Origin of the sequence: Micromonospora cynarisoli, from assembly GCF_030518815.1 — a bacterium.
In the GTDB taxonomy this organism is placed as follows: domain Bacteria; phylum Actinomycetota; class Actinomycetes; order Mycobacteriales; family Micromonosporaceae; genus Micromonospora; species Micromonospora wenchangensis.
On sequence record NZ_CP130426.1, the window covers coordinates 5410148 to 5425483 of the forward strand.

Here is a 15336-nt window from a genome sequence, read left to right on the forward strand (position 1 = left end):
CGTATCGAGTGAAGCAGGGGTCTCCAAGGTGCCGACGGGGCGAGTGAAGTGGTATGACGCGGCCAAGGGATACGGGTTCGTCACCAGCGACGAGGGTGGCGACGTGTTCCTGCCGAAGGGCGCGCTGCCGGCGGGCGTCACCGACCTCAAGGGCGGGCAACGGGTCGACTTCAGCGTGGTGGACAGCCGGCGCGGCGCCCAGGCGATGGGGGTCAGGCTGCTGGACGCGCCGCCGTCCATGGCCGAGCTGCGCCGTCGGCCGGCCGAGGAACTGCACGGCCTGGTCGAGGACATGATCAAGGTGCTGGAGGCGAAGGTCCAGCCGGATCTGCGCCGGGGCCGGTTCCCCGACAAGAAGACCGCGCAGAAGATCGCTCAGCTGGTCCACGCGGTGGCCCGCGAGCTGGAGGTCTGAGGCACCAGCCCGGCGTCGGTGGCCCGGCCCAGCAGCGCCTCCACGGCGGCGAACCCCGCGTCCCCCAGGTCGGCGGTGAACTCGTTGACGTAGAGGCCGATGTGCCGGTCCACCACGTCGGGCTCCATCTCCTGCGCGTGTGCGAGCACGTACCCCCGGCTGGCCGACGGGTCGGCCCACGCCTGGCGTACCGACTCGCGGATCCAGCCGGCGGCGGCCACCGGGTCGACCGCGTCCTTGCGGGCCAGGATCGCCCCGAGCGGGATGGGCAGGCCGGTGTCGGCCTCCCACCACTCGCCCAGGTCCACCAGCGCGGTCAGCCCGTGCCGGTGGTAGGTGAACCGGGCCTCGTGGATCACCAGCCCGGCGTCGTACCGGCCGGCGGCGACGCCCGGCATGATCTCGTGGAACGGCACGATCTCGATCCGGGCCGGCGGCCGTCCGGCCGACCAGAGCCGGAACAGCAGGTACGCCGTGGTCCGGTCACCGGGTACCGCCACCGTGGCCCCGGCCAGGTCGACCCGGTCGGCCTCCCCACGGGTGAGCACGAGGGGGCCGCAGCCACGGCCGAGCGCACCGCCGCAGGGCAGCAGGTGGTAGTCGTCGAGCAGCCAGGGGAGCGCGGCGTAGCTGACCTTCACCAGATCGAATGCGCCCCATTCGGCGGCGGTGTTGGTGACGTCGACGTCGGCGAAGGTCACCTCGACCGGCGGCGCACCCGGCACCCGGCCGTGCACCAGCGCGTCGAAGACGAAGGTGTCGTTGGGGCAGGGCGAGATCGCCAGGGAGATCGGCACGTCCCCACGGTAACCCCGCCTCGGCCGCCCTTTCGCCGCGCCCACCCCGATGTGATCCGGCCCCCTGCCGACGACATCCGTCCCGTCGGCGGCCCACTCCCGGCCGGTCCGCCGTGGGCGGGGCCGCTGACCGCGACCCCAGGTACCTTGTCCCCAGCTCCAGCGGGTTTCCACAGGGTTATCCACAGCCCGTGGTGGGGCTGTTGAAACCGGCCGACGCAACGGGAGCGACGGCCAGGACTGGCCGTCGCCGTAGACCAGGTGCTCGACGGGGTGCTGGTCGCGGCCGGTCGTCCCCTCGCCATGACCGTGGAACGCCCGGCCGGTCCCGCGCCCCGGCCACCCCGACCGCCCGGCCACCTGAGACCGGCGGTCGACCCGCTGCACGCCCGTTGGCACGGGGCCGGTGGGTACCGCTCAGGACAATGCGCGGGCCGCCTCGGTCAGGGCGGTGAACGCCTCCCGCATCCGCCAGCCGTCGCGGTCCCGGGGGCCGACCGGGTTCGAGACGGTACGCAGCTCGGCGAAGGGGATGCCGGCCTGCCCGGCGGCGACCGCCACCGCGTACCCCTCCATGGCCTCGGCCACCGCGTCGGGGTGCCGCTCGGTCAGTGCGGTGGTGCTCGCGGCGGTGCCGGTGACCGTGCTGACCGTCAGCACCGCCCCGACGACCGCCCGGGGGAGGGCGGTGCGCAGCGCGCCCAGCAGCACCGGGTCGACGTCGATGGCGGGACCGCCGCCGAGCAGTTCCGGGGGCATGCCCAACTCGTCGACGGGGATGAAGCCCGTCGGGGACTCGGCACCGAGGTCCGCGGCGACGGTGCGGGAGGCGAGGACCGTACCGCCGACCGGGGCGCGGCCGGCGAAACCGCCGGCGATCCCGGCGCTGACCACCGCACGGTACGGGCGGCCGGCGGCCTCGGCCAGGGCCAGCATCCGGGCCGTGGCGGCACCGGCCACGGCCGGGCCGACGCCGACCGCCCGGACGGTCACCGTCGGATCGGTCAGCCCGGCCCGGACGGCCTCCGCCTCGGCCGGTACGGCGGTCAGCACCAGCAGACCCGTCACGACACCGACCCGGGCGACTGCCGCCGCTCGTCGTCGACGCCGCTGCCCGGGACGGCCGAGGACGGCCGGTAGATGTGGTAACCGGGCGGGGCCAGCCCGTCGCCGGAACGCCCGGAGGTACCCGTCCCGCTCGGTGCCGGTGAGGTCGGTGCGGCGCGGGCCGCCGCCTCGGCCGCCGCGTCGTCGGCGGCCCCGCCCGTACCGTCGGTCGGGTCGGTGGGGTCGGGGCGGGCCTCGTCGGGAACGGCGTCGGTCCGGTCCTGGGTGGCCAGTTCCTCGTCGGTGAGCGGCCGGCCGAGCAGCCGCTGGGCGCGGAGCCGACCGGCGACGACGACCCCCCGGACGGCGGCGAGGACACCCACCCCGGCGGCGACCGCGATGCCGACCCGACCCTCGAACGGGACGAGGCCGAGCCCACCGCCGGCGACGAAGGCGAGCATCAGGACGGTTTCCGAGTGGGCGAAGGAGCTGGCCCGCAGCCGTTCGGGAATCCGTTCCTGGATCGAGGCGTCGACGGCGAGCTTGGCGATCCCGCTGGACAGGGCGGCGACCAGGCAGAACAGCGCCACCATCGGCAGCGAGAACTTCAGCACGGTCAGGATGCCCACCCCGGCCACGATGATCATCGTGTTGGACTGGATCGCCGCCGGCCGGTGGATGCGCAGCCGGGTGCCGACCGCGGTGGCCAGGAAACCGCCGACCGCCAGCGCCCCGCCGATCATGCCCAGCGCCGCCTGGTCATTGAGTTCCCGGCCGAACAGGTCGTTGGTCAGGTCCCCCTTCTTCAGCGCGAACGCCAGGAAGAGCAGGAGGAAGCCGTAGAGCGCGCGGAGCCCCGCCGCCCCGATCAGGGTGGCGATCACCAGCCGGCCCGCCGGTCGCCCCCGACCCAGCGGACGGTCGCCCTTGCGGCGCAGCGCCCGCAGCGGTCGGGGCACCCGCTCGGGAGGCTCGGAGTCCGCCCGGGGCGGCAGCCGCAGCGCGATCACCATGCCGACCAGGAAGATGACCGAGGCCACCCGCAGCGGCCACTGCGGCCCGAACCAGAACGCCGCCAGACCCAGCGGGGCCACCAGCGCCCCGGCCACCGTGCCGTAGACGCTGGCCCGCGCCCCCACCTGGGACAACCCGAGCCCCTCCGGCAGCAACCGGGGTACGGCGGCGGACCGGGCCACCCCGTACGCCCGGGAGAGCGCCAGCACGCCGAACGCGGCCGGATAGAGCCCGAGGCTGCCGAGGTAGTCGGAGATCAGCCAGGCGAGGAAGGCCCGCCCGAGCATGGTGGTGGCGAGCGCGTACCGGCGGCCGTGCCGGAAGTGGTCGAGCAGTGGGCCGACGACGGGGGCCAGCATCGCGAACGGCACCATCGTGACCAGCAGGTAGAGCGCGACCTTGCTGCGGGCCTCGCCGAGCGGGACGTCGAAGAAGATGGTCCCGGCCAGCCCGATGGCGATCAACGTGTCCCCGGCGCAGGAGACGGCGTGCAGGTCGAACAGGCGGACCATGCCGGCCTCGCCGCCGGCCCCCCGCGCGCGGGCCGAGCCGGCGCGGCGGGTCACCCAGCGTCCGCCGTTGACCGAGCCGCGTAGCAGCAGGCGGGTGGCGCGGATGCCGGTGCCGACGGTCCGTCCCAGTACGGACGACCCGGAGCGGGAGAACAGCGGCATGTGCACCATCCTTGCCCATCTGCTCCGGGTACGCCGCACCACGGGGGAAGACTCACTCGGGGAGTGCCTGTCGGTGCGCGGCGCGCATGGGGAACAATGGTCGGGTGACCAGGCCCGCTCCCGCCCGTGCCGCCCGCCTCGACCAGGTTTGCGCCGCCGCCGTCGAGGTGGCCCGCGACGCCATCACCGAGGTGGAGCCCTCCGACATCGGCGACCACCTGCGGGCCGTCGCCGAGGGCGACCGGGTCGTCACCCACTACTTCGAATGTCTGCTCGGTGGCTACCGGGGCTGGCGCTGGGCGGTGACGGTCACCCGGGTGCCGCGCAGCCGGCAGGTCACCGTCTGTGAGACGGTGCTGCTGCCCGGCTCCGACGCGCTGCTCGCGCCGGGCTGGCTGCCCTGGCAGGAACGTCTCCAGCCGGGTGACCTCGGCCCCGGTGACCTACTGCCCACCCCGTCGGACGACGACCGGCTCGCCCCCGGCTACCTGCTCTCCGACGACCCTGCGGTCGAGGAGACCTCCTGGGAGTTGGGTCTGGGCCGCCCCCGGGTGCTGTCCCGGGAGGGGCGGGCCGAGACGGCCCAACGCTGGTACGACGGTGACCACGGCCCGTCGGCGGCGATCTCCACCGCCGCCCCCGCGTCGGCCCGCTGCGGCACCTGCGGCTTCTACCTGCCGCTGGCCGGCGCGCTCCGGCAGGCGTTCGGGGCCTGCGGCAACTTCTACGCCCCGGACGACGGTCGGGTGGTCAGCGCCGACCACGGCTGCGGCGCGCACTCGGAAACCCTGGTGGAGACTCCCGAGCCGGTGGTCGACGAGCTTCCGACGGTGTTCGACGACAGCGCCGTCGAATCGATGACGGTGGACGGCGCGTCCGCGGCCGACGAGCCCGCGCCGGTGGAGTCGACCGAACCCGTCTGACCGCCGACCGCTCAGCCCCGGGGGGCGGATTCCCGACGGCGGCGACGGTGGGCGTCGTGCCGCATCATCGTGGCCAGACCGGGAAAGCCCCACAGGAATCCGGCCAGGCAGGTCCAGAGCCAGTCCTGGTGGCCGTGTTCGGTGATCCAGTCACGGAAGAAGACCAGCAGGACCAGGCCGGCCACCGCCCAGGCGATCAGCCCGGCCACCGCGAACGGGACCATCGGCGGGTCGAGCGGCTCGGGTCGGGGTGGTTGCTCCTGCGGCACGGGCAGAAGCGTACCGCGAAGCACTTTCCCGGCCCGCCGCTGATCTGGGACGATGCGCGCGACAACGGTAGATCATTTGCGAGGACCTGATGGCCATTGCGCCGCCGGACAACGGCATTCCCTCTGATCCCGCTCAACCCCGGAACGGTTTCGACCGGTTCTTCGAGGTCTCCGCCCGTGGCTCGACGATGAGCCGCGAGGTACGCGGTGGCCTGGCGACCTTCTTCACGATGGCGTACATCGTGGTGTTGAACCCGCTGATCCTGGGCGGGGCCGCCGACGGTGACGACCAGAAGCTCTCGATCCCCGCGTTGGCCGCCGCGACCGCGCTGGTGGCCGGTCTGATGACGATCCTGATGGGGGTCGTCGGGCGGTTCCCGATGGCGCTGGCCGCCGGTCTGGGGGTGAACGCGCTCGTCGCGTTCGAGATCGCCCCGCAGATGACCTGGGCGGACGCGATGGGGCTGGTGGTGATCGAGGGTGTGCTCATCGCGATCCTCGTGCTCACCGGCCTGCGTACGGCGGTGTTCCGTTCGGTCCCGACGCAGCTCAAGACCGCGATCGGGGTCGGCATCGGGTTGTTCCTGACCATCATCGGGTTGGTCGACGCCGGTTTCGTCAGGCGGGTGCCGGACGCGGCGAACAGCACCGTGCCGGTGGGCCTCGGTATCAACGGCAAGATCGTCAGTTGGCCGATGCTGGTCTTCGTGGTCGGCCTGCTGGTGACGTTGGTGCTGGTGGTACGCCGGGTGCGGGGCGCCATCCTGATCGGCATCCTGGCCTCGACCGTGCTGGCGATCATCGTGGAGGCGGTCGCCAAGGTGGGCCCGTCCTTCGTCGACGACAAGCCGAACCCGCACGGCTGGTCGTTGAACGTGCCGAAGCTGCCCGAGCGGATCGTCGACATCCCCGACCTGTCGCTGCTGGGCAACTTCAACGTGCTGGGCTCGTGGAGCCGGGCGGGCTGGCTGATCCCGCTGATGTTCATCTTCACCCTGTTGATCACGGACTTCTTCGACACGATGGGGACGATGGTCGCGATCGGCCAGGAGGGGGGCATGCTCGACGAGCAGGGCACCCCGCCCCGGGCGAAGGAGATCCTGCTGGTCGACTCGATCGCCGCGGCGGCGGGTGGCGCGGCGAGCGTCTCCAGCAACACGTCGTACATCGAGAGTGCCTCGGGGGTCGCGGAGGGTGCCCGGACCGGGGTGGCCAACCTGGTCACCGGCGCCCTGTTCCTGCTGGCGATGTTCCTGTCGCCGCTGGCGACGGTGGTGCCGTTCGAGGCGGCCTCGACGGCGCTGGTGGTGGTGGGCTTCCTGATGATGACCGCGGTGCGGACCATCGACTGGACCGACTACGAGATCGCGATCCCGGCGTTCCTCACCATCACCCTGATGCCGTTCACCTACTCGATCTCCAACGGCATCGGCGCGGGCGTCATCAGCTACGTGGTGCTCAAGCTGGCCAAGGGCAAGGGACGGGAGGTCCATCCGCTGCTCTACGCGGTGGCGGTGCTGTTCGTGCTGTACTTCCTGCGTGGGCCCATCGAGTCCGCGGTGCTGTAGTCCCATCCGTCGGCCTCCGGGCCGGGTGACCCGTCGGGGTGCCCGGCCCGGGGTGACGGCATTCCCCCTCGTGAGCATGGTCATATCGCATGTCGTTAGCCAGGCTCATTAGTTAAGCTAACGACTGTGACGGAGCGGACGGTGACGGCGAACCGCGTGCCACCGGCGCAGCTGGCGCCCCAGCTGCGTGATGCGATCACCCGACTCAACCGGCGGGTCCGGCAGGCCCGCCCGGTCGGCGACCTGACGGTCACCCAGCTCTCCGCGCTCACCAGCCTCCGGCTGGCGGGTGCGCTGACGCCCCGGGAACTGGCCGACGTCGAACGGGTCCAGCCACCGACGATGACCAAGATCGTCGCGAAGCTGGAGGAGCGCGGCCTGGTGCAGCGCACCCCCCACCCGACCGACGGCCGGCAGGTCATCCTGGCGGCCACCGAGGGAGGCCGGGCCGTGCTCGACCAGTTCGAGCGGGCCCGTAACGAGTGGCTGGCCAGCCGGCTGGCCGCGCTCACGGAGGACGAACGCGACACGCTACGGCGGGCCGCCGACATCCTCCAGCAGCTCGCCCGCGCCTGACGCCCCACCGGGTCCGCGCCGTCCGCCGTCGATGACGCGTACCCGGCCCGAGGAGGCGCACCAAGAGTGCAGGCGAAGCTGAGCACGATGTTCCAGTCCCTACGAGTCCGCAACTACCGACTCTTCGCCACCGGACAGCTGATCAAACTGATCGGCGTCTGGATGATGTTCATCGCCCAGGACTGGCTCGTCCTTGAGCTTTCGGACAACTCCGCCACCGCGCTCGGCGTGGTGACGGCCCTGCAGTTCACCCCGGTGCTGCTGCTCACCCTGCTCTCCGGCCGGCTCGCCGACAGGTACGACAAGCGGATGCTGCTCTTCGTCGCCAACTCCTTCTGGACGGTGCTGGCGCTCGGGATGAGCCTGCTGGTGCTCACCGGCCTGGTCGAGCTGTGGCACGTCTTCGCGTTCGCCGCCCTGCTCGGCACCGCCAACGCGGTGGAGACCCCGGTCCGGCAGGCGTTCGTCAGCGAACTCGTCGGCACCACCCTGCTGCCCAACGCGCTCTCGCTCAACGCGGCGGTGTTCAACTCGGCCCGGATCATCGGCCCCGCCGTCGCCGGCCTGGCCATCGCCGCGTTCGACGTCGGCCCGGTCTTCCTGTTCACCGCCGTCAGCTCCATCGCCCCGCTGGCCAACGTGGTCCGGATGCGTCCGGCCGAGCTGTACCGCAAGGACCTCCCGCCGCTCGGCGAGCGGGACTCGGCAAAGGTCGTCGACGGGCTGCGCTACGTCCGCAGCCGCCCCGACCTGCTGCTGCCGATGGTGGTCATGTCGGTGATCGGGATGTCGCTGTTCAACTTCCAGCTCACCCTCGCCGCGCTGGCCAAGACGGTCTTCCACACCGGGGCCGCCTCGTTCGGCCTGTTCAGCACCGCGCTGGCGGTCGGCGCGCTGGTCGGGGCACTCGCCGGCACCGGCCGGCGCAGCCGCCCCTCGGTCTGGCTGGTGCTCGGCGCAGCCGTCGGCTGTGCGGTCTTCGGCACCCTGGTCGGCCTCGCCCCGGCGTACTGGCTGGTGGTGACCCTGCTCCTGCCGACCGGGTTCTTCATGGTCTTCTTCGCCCAGGCGGCCAACCAGCGGGTGCAGCTCGGCACCGACGCCGCCTTCCGGGGTCGGGTGATGGCGCTGTGGGTGCTGGTGTTCCTCGGCACCAACCCGGTCGGCGCGCCGATCATCGGCTGGGTCGCCGAGACCTTCGGCGCCGGGGCGAGCATCTGGATGGGCGGGCTCATCTCCCTGGCCACCGCCCTGCTCGCGCTCACCTGGCAGCTCCGCCGCTCCGGTGCCCGGCTGCGTTTCCGGGTGCTGCCGCTGCCCCGCTTCTACGTGGTGTCCCGCCCCCGGCTGCTCACCCCCAGCGGGCGGTGAGCGGTGCCGTGCCGCCCGGGGGCGGACACGCACAGCGTTCAGATAGCAACAAAACGGTGGCGCGCGGCCCCGCCGGGCCCTAGCGTCAAGGTGTGGCAGGCGGGAGCGCGCTGACGCTGGTACTGGCGTTCCTCGCCATGGCGTGCCTGCCGTTGGCGTTCGCCCTGGTCGTCTGCTACGACGAGATCCTCGACCGGGTGGCCTGCGGTTGGGCCGACTGGCGGGAACGCCGCCGGGAACGCCGCACCATCGCCCGGCTCGACCGGGCCCTCGCCGCCGATCCGGTCACCCGTGACCTCGACCTGACCGAGCTGGACCGGGCCGACCGTCGCCCCCTCGAACTCCTCGCCGCCGACCTGCGCCGACTCGGCCGGCACCGGCTCGCCGCAGGCGGCCGTTCGGTGGTCTGGCACCCCTCGGTGATCGAGGCGTACGACGACCGGCTCCGCGCCGCCTGCCGGGCACTGGGAATCCCCGAGCACCTGGCCGAGCTGACCGGGGTCGACCGGGAGATCGAACGGGTCCGGGTCGAGGGGCTGCTCACCGGGGCGGGACTGGGGCTGCCGGCCACCCGCGCCGACCGCCGCCCCCGTGACCGGCGGGCGTGAGACTCTTCGTCGCGGTCTACCCGCCGCCGACCGCCGTCGCCGACCTCACCGCCCGGACGGCCCGCCTGCGGGTGGGCGCGGCCACCGCCGCAGGCCTCGACGTACGCCTGGCACAGCCGGCGCACCTGCACGTCACGCTGGCCTTCCTCGGCGAGGTGGCCCCCGGTCGACTGCCCGAGGTGGAGAGTGCCCTCGCGGCGGCGGCCCGGACCGCCCGTGCCGGCTGGCCGCACCCGCCCCGGCTGCGGCTGGGCGGCGGGGGCTGCTTCGGGCAGGGCCGCTCCACGGTGCTCTGGGTGGACGTGCTGGGGGAGGTGCCTGCGCTGCGTACCCTGGCCCGGCTGATCCGCGCCGAGTTGGACCGGGCCGGCCTGCCGTACGACGGGAAACCGTTCCGCCCGCACCTGACGGTGGCCCGCCCCGGGGACCGGCTCACCCCGTCCGAGGTGGAGGCCGACCGGCTCGCCCTCGACGCCCACCTCGGCCCGCCGTGGCCGGCCACCGACCTGGTGCTGGTCCACAGCCGCCCCGGCCCGCACCACACCCCCGTGACCACCTGGCCCCTGTCACCGCGCCGCCTGGATGCGCTGCCCTCACGCGACGGGGGCGACACAGCGGTGACCGAGCGCTCGGACACCGCCACATCGCCCCCGTCGAGTTGATCACCCCGGCGGGTAGGTCACCAGGCCCACGCCTCCGGGCCGGGGCCGCCGTTGCCGACCGGCGGGAACAACTCGTCGAGCCGCTGCTCCGTCGCCTCGTCGATCTCCACCGAGAGCGCACCCAGGGTGTTGTCGAGTTGCGCCACCGTACGCGGGCCGATGATCGGAGCGGTCACCCCCGGCCGGGAGAGCAGCCACGCCAACGCCACGTCGGCCGGGTCCTGACCCAGCTCCGCGCAGAACTTCTCGTACGCCTCGATGGCCGGCCGGTGCGCGGCGAGCCCGTCGGCGGCGCGACCGGCGGTGCCCCGCGCGGCCCCGCCCTCGGCCATCTTGCGCAGCACCCCGGAGAGCAGCCCGCCGTGCAGCGGCGACCACGGGATGACCCCCAGCCCGTAGTGCTGCGCGGCGGGGATCACCTCCAGCTCGACGTGCCGGGTGAGCAGATAGCCCCGGCCTTAAAGGTGTAGCAAGTTAGGTCGGGCCCGGACGCAGCGACTCCACCGCTGGCCGGGCCCTTGATCAGGAAGCGAGTCCTGACCCGTGAGCAATCTACCGTTCACCCTGCCCGCCTGTGAGCAGCCGGCCACCGGCCGGATCGAGATCTACGACCCCACCAGGCCCGTCGGTTCCCTCGACGCCTCGGCGTACGTGTGCGACCAGCACAGCGACGACGCGGCCCTGGCGATCCTCGCCGCCGGCCTCATCGCCCAGCGGGTGCCGCTGTCGCCCGCGATGGCCCGGACGTGCGGGCACGTCTACACCTACCCGACCGGGTCGCTGGCCGGGAACCTGACCCACCCGACGTGGTGCGACCGTGACGAGTGCGTGCGCCGTCAGGCGCACTGCTCGGCCGTCCGCGACGTCGACACCGGCCGGGTCGAAGAGACCGCTCTCGCGGTGGTGCTGGTGCAGTACCTGCACCCGGCGGCACAGGTGATGGTGAGCCTGACCGCCCTGGACGGGGTGACCGGCGGTGAGCGCATCCTGATGTCGCTGGGGCAGGCGCGGGTGCTGGTGTACCGGCTGCGGCAGCTGCTCGACGCGAGCGCGGGCGGTGCCCGGTGAGCGCCCGGGAGTACCGGTCGCGCCGGTGGGAGCGGTGGAACACCCGGCCCGGCCAGCGGGCGTTGGCCAGCCGGTACCGCCGGGAGCGGTTCACCTCCGCCGAGGTCGACACGGCCCTGGAGGCGATGGACCAGGCTGCGGTTCAGCTCGGCAGGCAGCTCGGCGAGCGGGACACGTACGAGTTCCTCGCCGAGCTGCTCGACGACCCGACCGAGCTGACCTGCCAGATCGGCTCACGTGCCCTGCACCGCCAGGTCGCCGACTACCTCGACGAGCAGTTGCTTCGGCGGGCCCGGGAGGCAAATCCGGAGAAGTTCGCACGCCTGGCGGAGATCATCCGGGATCACGACCTCGGCCTGATCCCGTACGAGCAGTACCGCGACGCGCTGGCCGCCCTGACGCGCGAGATCCGCCCGGACCTGTGGCCGTCGGATGGCGTCCAACGGGCGGCCGATGACCTGCTCGACGTGGCGGACGCGGTCGGGGCCACCCCGGACGCGGCGGCCGAGGAAGCGCAGTGGTGGGCCGACCCCGACGCGGACGACCCGGGCGGGACGGTCGTGGACCTGGAGCAGGGGGGAGACGCGTGACCGCGCCAACGATCAACGGCACCCGCTACCCGCAGCCCGTCGACGAGCTGCTGCCGGCGGCGCGGGAGCTGCTGGCCGAGCTGGGCGAGGTGCCCAGCCGGAACCGGCTGATGAAGCAGTTCCGGATCGGCCCGCCGAAGGCGAACGCGCTTCTGGGTCTGCTGCGGGCGGAGCGGGAGCAGCCGGCCGCCCCGGGCCCGGATGACGTGGGTCAGACCCACGTCATCGAGCCGGTCGCCGCCGAGCCGGTGTTGCCGGTCCGGTGGGACTACGCCGCGCCGATCGGTCCGGTGCCGGTCCCGGTGGTGACGCGGCGGTCCGTTCGGCGTCCCCGCCGGGCACCGCACCCGGTGCGGCACCGGCCGGCCGTGAAGGTCCCGCCGCAGCCCCCGGTGGTCACGTCCCCGGGTACGGCCGAGCCTGATCCGGCCGGCGACGGGGAGGTGCGGTCGCTCAAGCGGGTCCGGTGGGCGGTGCGCCTGGTGCTCGCCGTGGGCGTGGTCGCGTCGATCGCCGGGAACGTGCTCCACGCCCGCGACGAGCTGATCAGTCAGATCATCTCGGCGTGGTCGCCGCTGGCGCTGCTGCTGACCATCGAACTGATCTCCCGGGTGCCCGTGCACCGCCGGCACCTGGCGGTCGGCCGGTGGGCGGCAACAGCGCTCATCGCGGGGATCGCGGCGTGGGTGTCCTACTGGCACATGGCGGCGGTGGCGTCCCGGTACGGGGAGACGGGCGGCGCCCAGTACCTGCTGCCGCTGTCGGTGGACGGCCTGGTGGTGGTGGCGTCGATCTGCCTGGTCGAGCTGGGTGGCCGGATCGGCACCACGAGCAGACGGCGGACCTGACCGGCCCTGCGGGAGCTGAGAGGGACACCCTGTCCCTCTCAGCTCCCGGGGCTGGGTCAGGCGAGACGCCAGCGGCAGCCGTTGGCGGCCTTGAATCCCCGATCCGACGCCCGGATCGTCACCTGTTGCCGCTCGCCGGGCTCAAGGTTGTCCTCGGCGATGATCGACGAGGGTTGACCGAAGCTGCGCAGCCGCGCCCAGTAGCACGGTCGGCTGCCGGCGGTGGCCGTGTAGGTGCCGGGCAGGATGTCGGCCCCGACCTCGTAGATGCCGTCGGTCAGCTCCAGGGGGCGGCTGGTGGTCGGGGTGTCGGCGGCCGGGGTCGTGGCGGCCGGGGTGGTCGTCGGGTCCGGTAGGCCGTCGGCGGGTGGTGACCCGCCCCCGCACGCGGCGAGGGCCAGGCAGCCGGCGGCGACCAGCGGCAGCAGGTAGGGGCGGTAGGTCACCCGAGGCAGTCTCACCCCGGCCAGCCGGCGGCGGCACCGGGCGATCGGGCCGAGCGGCTGTCGCGTTGCCGACTGGCCGGCGGGCGTCATCGGGTCCACGCCAGCATCCGGCGGAACAGGTCGTGGTCGCCGGGGACGTGGACCAGGTCGCTGACGGCGACGTTCAGCACCTGGGCCATGGTGATGGACAGGTCGACCCGGTCGCCGTTGGCGGCGGCGGTGATGCGCTCCCGGGCGTGCGGGCAGGGCCACGGGTCCGGGCAGTCCGGGGCGGCGCACGCCCAGGTGGGCCGGTCGGGCAGGTGCCCGTCGATGCCGGGTAGCCGGCCGATGGCGTGGAGGACGGGTTGGGCGTCGGCGGTCGCGCCGTGCTCGTCGATCATTCGGGTGACCCTTCGGAGCTGCGGGATTACCCCAACAGCCTCCCTTGCCACTTCGGCACCGTCAATGCGGCAAGTGCCGAAGTGGCAAGCGCCCTTCTGCCTACGGTCGCGGCGTGAGACTGGCTGCCCTTGCCGACGTCGCCGAGATGCTCGGCGGGGTGTCGCGCACCCGGGCAACGGAGATCGTGCGCCGGCCCGGCTTCCCCGACCCGGTTGACGTGGTCGGCAACGGCCGGATGCGGATCTGGGACCGGGAAGCGGTCCAGGCGTGGATTCGGGAGCACCGGCCGAGTCAGCACGTCGACGAGCAGTAGCTACCGCCCCCTGGGTGGCGCCGGAGGCCGGGGACCGGCCGGGCCGGTCGGCCGGGTGGTGCGGGTCGGCTTCGGTGCCGGCGGCGGTGACGGCCGCGACGGGGGCGGCGGGGGTGGCTTGGTCACCGGGCGGTCCGGTTCGGCACCGCGTACACGATGCCCAGCCCGGCCAGCACCGCGCCCGCGATGATGGTCCACTCCAGCCGGGTCACGTGGTCGTCGGCGAGGGCGGTCCCCAGTGCGGTGAGTCCGGCGGTCGCGCCGCCGACGAGGGCCTTGGCGTACGGCTTCCAGTTCACGAGGTGCTCCTTCCGTGGGAGGTGATGTGGTCGGTGAGGCCCTGCTCGATCAGGGCCAGGCGCTCCGGTACGCCGGGCACCCGGTCGCGGCCGGGCCGGGCCGGGGTGCCGTACCAGTCGAGTCGGAAGTCGTCCCACTGCCGGTTGAACCGGCGCAGCGGCCGGACGACGGTCACGGTCAGGGTCAGCGCGGTGAGGATGACGCCCAGCACGGCGGCGGCCCCGGCCCACGACTGGACGGTGCTCACGAGGGTGCCTCACCGGCCAGCACGCGCCGCACGATCGCGTCGGCCAGCCGGTCGTAGTCGATCTCGACCGCCGGCCGGTCGGCGAGCGCGGCCAGCTGCGCGGCCACCTTGTTCGGCTCCGTCCGGTCGCTGTTCTCGCCGGGGACGCGGTACGTCACCGTGGTCGCGCCCGACAGCAGGCCGGCGGCCCGGTTCGTCGTCGCCCACGTCACCTTCTCCAGCTTGTCGAGCTTGTCGAGGGCCTTGTCGAGCTTGGCTTCCTGCTTGGTGTCCATCACGTCCCCCTTCGTCGCCACGCCCCACGGCGTGCGGTCGTTGTCGTAGTCCGGGTGCCCGGACAGGTGCCCGTGCTCGGTGTGCGGGCTGTCGCCGCTGTAGGGCTTCCACTCCCACCCGTTCGACGCGCTGGCGATCTTGCGCCGGTAGATGATGTAGATCAGCCGCTTCCGCAGTGCCGGGGTACGCCGGATGCGGTCCAGCTCGGCGAACAGCTCGTCGGCCGGAGCCGGGTCGACGTCGGCGTCGAGGTCGATCGCCCGGACCTCGTCGACCTTGTCGGCGTCGGTCCGTTCCGGCTTGCCGCTCTCGTCGGGGTTGTGGCCGGACGGCCGGGTGGCGTGGGCCTGGTCGCCAATCCACCCGTCGGACCGCTTGTCCCGCCGGGGCCACCGGGCGTTGAACTCTTCGCGCAGGACGGCCAGGTTCGGCACCAGGATGGGTCCGGTCATGCCACTCGCTCCAATCGGAGGGTCGACCCGGCGCGCACGATCGCCGCGTTCGCCGAGCTGGTGTTCTGCGCCCAGGTGAACGCGAGGTTCCCGGCGGTGCCGCCGATGATCAGCACGCCGTGCGCCCAGAGGGGCTGGCTGAGGGTGCCGGAGCCGGAGGTGATCGGCACGACCGACCCGAGCGACGCGAACGCCCCGCTGATCTCGGTGCCGTCGGTGGTGCGCCAGTCCGCCTGCCAGTTCGTCATCGTCGCCCCCGCCGGGCCGCTCCAGCTGAACTTGAAGTCGCACGCTGCGTCGTAGGTGTGCGCGATGTACGCCGACAGCATGTAGGTGGCACCGGCGATGACCGGCACGGCCAGGTCCGGGTCGGCGGCCAGCGTGGTGGTCGACGACCGGGAGGTGTCGGCCGTCTTCCATGCGGTGGGCGAGTTGAGCAGCTCCGGCAGTAGCGGCATCCCGGACTGGATCAGCGGCGGCATGGTGTG

General features: G+C 73.1%; 20 protein-coding genes and 2 pseudogenes. 11 read left to right on the forward strand and 11 right to left on the reverse strand.

What is annotated here, in order from left to right; genetic code table 11:
• Positions 1-28 precede the first annotated feature (28 nt).
• A complete protein-coding gene (locus tag Q2K16_RS23735) occupies positions 29-415 on the forward strand; it encodes a cold-shock protein (protein ID WP_302740262.1) in 387 nt (128 codons plus the stop codon).
• Here Q2K16_RS23735 and Q2K16_RS23740 read toward each other — a convergent pair.
• The 3 genes from Q2K16_RS23740 to Q2K16_RS23750 form a co-directional block, all read right to left on the reverse strand.
• Positions 376-1212, reverse strand: coding sequence for a 1,4-dihydroxy-6-naphtoate synthase (locus Q2K16_RS23740; protein WP_302740263.1), 837 nt, complete (start codon positions 1210-1212; stop codon positions 376-378). The genes Q2K16_RS23735 and Q2K16_RS23740 overlap by 40 nt on opposite strands.
• Before the next feature lie 417 nt (positions 1213-1629).
• A complete protein-coding gene (locus Q2K16_RS23745; protein ID WP_302740264.1) occupies positions 1630-2280 on the reverse strand; it encodes a futalosine hydrolase in 651 nt (216 codons plus the stop codon).
• Entirely contained in the window at positions 2277-3947 is a 1671-nt protein-coding gene (locus tag Q2K16_RS23750) for an MFS transporter (protein WP_302740266.1), read from the reverse strand. The genes Q2K16_RS23745 and Q2K16_RS23750 overlap by 4 nt, the downstream gene beginning before the upstream one ends.
• Positions 3948-4033: 86 nt before the next feature.
• Here Q2K16_RS23750 and Q2K16_RS23755 point away from each other — a divergent pair, with 86 nt between their 5' ends.
• Positions 4034-4870: a DUF3027 domain-containing protein gene (locus Q2K16_RS23755; RefSeq protein WP_302740267.1), complete on the forward strand. Its 837-nt coding sequence runs from the start codon at positions 4034-4036 to the stop codon at positions 4868-4870.
• 11 nt (positions 4871-4881) lie between these two features.
• Here Q2K16_RS23755 and Q2K16_RS23760 read toward each other — a convergent pair whose 3' ends face one another.
• On the reverse strand, positions 4882-5139 hold the full coding sequence (locus Q2K16_RS23760; RefSeq protein ID WP_302740268.1) for a DUF2530 domain-containing protein: 258 nt from the start codon (positions 5137-5139) through the stop codon (positions 4882-4884).
• An 89-nt stretch (positions 5140-5228) separates the two neighbouring features.
• Here Q2K16_RS23760 and Q2K16_RS23765 point away from each other — a divergent pair, with 89 nt between their 5' ends.
• The 5 genes and pseudogenes from Q2K16_RS23765 to thpR all read left to right on the forward strand — a co-directional run.
• Positions 5229-6707: an NCS2 family permease gene (locus tag Q2K16_RS23765; protein WP_302740269.1), complete on the forward strand. Its 1479-nt coding sequence runs from the start codon at positions 5229-5231 to the stop codon at positions 6705-6707.
• Positions 6708-6833: 126 nt separating this feature from the next.
• On the forward strand, positions 6834-7283 hold the full coding sequence (locus tag Q2K16_RS23770) for a MarR family winged helix-turn-helix transcriptional regulator (RefSeq protein ID WP_204925864.1): 450 nt from the start codon (positions 6834-6836) through the stop codon (positions 7281-7283).
• Positions 7284-7349: 66 nt separating this feature from the next.
• Positions 7350-8654 carry an MFS transporter gene (locus Q2K16_RS23775; RefSeq protein WP_302740272.1) on the forward strand — a complete coding sequence of 435 codons (1305 nt, stop codon included), beginning with the start codon at positions 7350-7352 and terminating at the stop codon, positions 8652-8654.
• 92 nt (positions 8655-8746) lie between these two features.
• The gene (locus Q2K16_RS23780) at positions 8747-9262 is read left to right on the forward strand and encodes a hypothetical protein (protein ID WP_489671807.1); all 516 of its coding nucleotides are present in this window, start codon (positions 8747-8749) and stop codon (positions 9260-9262) included.
• Positions 9259-9828 (forward strand): annotated as a pseudogene (thpR, locus tag Q2K16_RS23785) (RNA 2',3'-cyclic phosphodiesterase); the annotation flags it as partial. The gene Q2K16_RS23780 and the pseudogene thpR, both read left to right, overlap by 4 nt.
• Positions 9829-9941: 113 nt before the next feature.
• On the opposite strand, the pseudogene Q2K16_RS23790 reads toward thpR, so the two are convergent.
• Positions 9942-10370: pseudogene (locus Q2K16_RS23790) on the reverse strand (aldo/keto reductase); the annotation flags it as partial.
• A gap of 97 nt (positions 10371-10467) precedes the next feature.
• Between Q2K16_RS23790 and Q2K16_RS23795 the strand changes: the two are divergent.
• Genes Q2K16_RS23795 through Q2K16_RS23805 form a run of 3 tightly spaced genes read left to right on the forward strand, consistent with a single transcriptional unit; the run spans position 10468 to position 12430 of the window.
• Positions 10468-10992, forward strand: a complete 525-nt coding sequence (locus Q2K16_RS23795; RefSeq protein WP_302740276.1) for a hypothetical protein — start codon at positions 10468-10470, stop codon at positions 10990-10992.
• A complete protein-coding gene (locus tag Q2K16_RS23800; protein ID WP_302740277.1) occupies positions 10989-11582 on the forward strand; it encodes a hypothetical protein in 594 nt (197 codons plus the stop codon). The genes Q2K16_RS23795 and Q2K16_RS23800 overlap by 4 nt, the downstream gene beginning before the upstream one ends.
• Complete coding sequence (locus Q2K16_RS23805) at positions 11579-12430, forward strand: DUF2637 domain-containing protein (protein WP_302740278.1); 852 nt, start codon at positions 11579-11581, stop codon at positions 12428-12430. The genes Q2K16_RS23800 and Q2K16_RS23805 overlap by 4 nt, the downstream gene beginning before the upstream one ends.
• A gap of 56 nt (positions 12431-12486) precedes the next feature.
• Here Q2K16_RS23805 and Q2K16_RS23810 read toward each other — a convergent pair whose 3' ends face one another.
• Positions 12487-12876: an Rv1352/Rv1906c domain-containing protein gene (locus tag Q2K16_RS23810; protein WP_302740280.1), complete on the reverse strand. Its 390-nt coding sequence runs from the start codon at positions 12874-12876 to the stop codon at positions 12487-12489.
• Positions 12877-12962: 86 nt separating this feature from the next.
• Positions 12963-13259, reverse strand: coding sequence for a hypothetical protein (locus Q2K16_RS23815; RefSeq protein ID WP_302740282.1), 297 nt, complete (start codon positions 13257-13259; stop codon positions 12963-12965).
• Positions 13260-13372: 113 nt separating this feature from the next.
• Between Q2K16_RS23815 and Q2K16_RS23820 the strand changes: the two genes are divergently transcribed.
• Positions 13373-13573: a helix-turn-helix transcriptional regulator gene (locus Q2K16_RS23820; protein WP_302740283.1), complete on the forward strand. Its 201-nt coding sequence runs from the start codon at positions 13373-13375 to the stop codon at positions 13571-13573.
• Between the two features lie 122 nt (positions 13574-13695).
• On the opposite strand, the gene Q2K16_RS23825 is transcribed toward Q2K16_RS23820, so the two are convergent.
• Genes Q2K16_RS23825 through Q2K16_RS23840 form a run of 4 tightly spaced genes read right to left on the reverse strand, consistent with a single transcriptional unit; the run spans position 13696 to position 15330 of the window.
• The gene (locus tag Q2K16_RS23825; protein ID WP_302740284.1) at positions 13696-13872 is read right to left on the reverse strand and encodes a hypothetical protein; all 177 of its coding nucleotides are present in this window, start codon (positions 13870-13872) and stop codon (positions 13696-13698) included.
• Entirely contained in the window at positions 13869-14120 is a 252-nt protein-coding gene (locus Q2K16_RS23830) for a hypothetical protein (protein WP_302740285.1), read from the reverse strand. The genes Q2K16_RS23825 and Q2K16_RS23830 overlap by 4 nt, the downstream gene beginning before the upstream one ends.
• Positions 14117-14848 carry a hypothetical protein gene (locus Q2K16_RS23835; RefSeq protein ID WP_302740286.1) on the reverse strand — a complete coding sequence of 244 codons (732 nt, stop codon included), beginning with the start codon at positions 14846-14848 and terminating at the stop codon, positions 14117-14119. Before Q2K16_RS23835 ends, Q2K16_RS23830 begins: the two co-directional genes overlap by 4 nt.
• Positions 14845-15330: a hypothetical protein gene (locus Q2K16_RS23840; protein WP_302740288.1), complete on the reverse strand. Its 486-nt coding sequence runs from the start codon at positions 15328-15330 to the stop codon at positions 14845-14847. Before Q2K16_RS23840 ends, Q2K16_RS23835 begins: the two co-directional genes overlap by 4 nt.
• Positions 15331-15336 lie beyond the last annotated feature (6 nt).

Coding starts and splice junctions, on each gene's coding strand:
- Q2K16_RS23765 (WP_302740269.1), top strand. CDS start 5,229: ATGGCCATTGCGCCGCCGGACAACGGCATTCCCTCTGATCCCGCTCAA.
- Q2K16_RS23815 (WP_302740282.1), bottom strand. CDS start 13,259: ATGATCGACGAGCACGGCGCGACCGCCGACGCCCAACCCGTCCTCCAC.
- Q2K16_RS23755 (WP_302740267.1), top strand. CDS start 4,034: ATGGGGAACAATGGTCGGGTGACCAGGCCCGCTCCCGCCCGTGCCGCC.
- Q2K16_RS23835 (WP_302740286.1), bottom strand. CDS start 14,848: ATGACCGGACCCATCCTGGTGCCGAACCTGGCCGTCCTGCGCGAAGAG.
- Q2K16_RS23840 (WP_302740288.1), bottom strand. CDS start 15,330: ATGCCGCCGCTGATCCAGTCCGGGATGCCGCTACTGCCGGAGCTGCTC.
- Q2K16_RS23750 (WP_302740266.1), bottom strand. CDS start 3,947: ATGCCGCTGTTCTCCCGCTCCGGGTCGTCCGTACTGGGACGGACCGTC.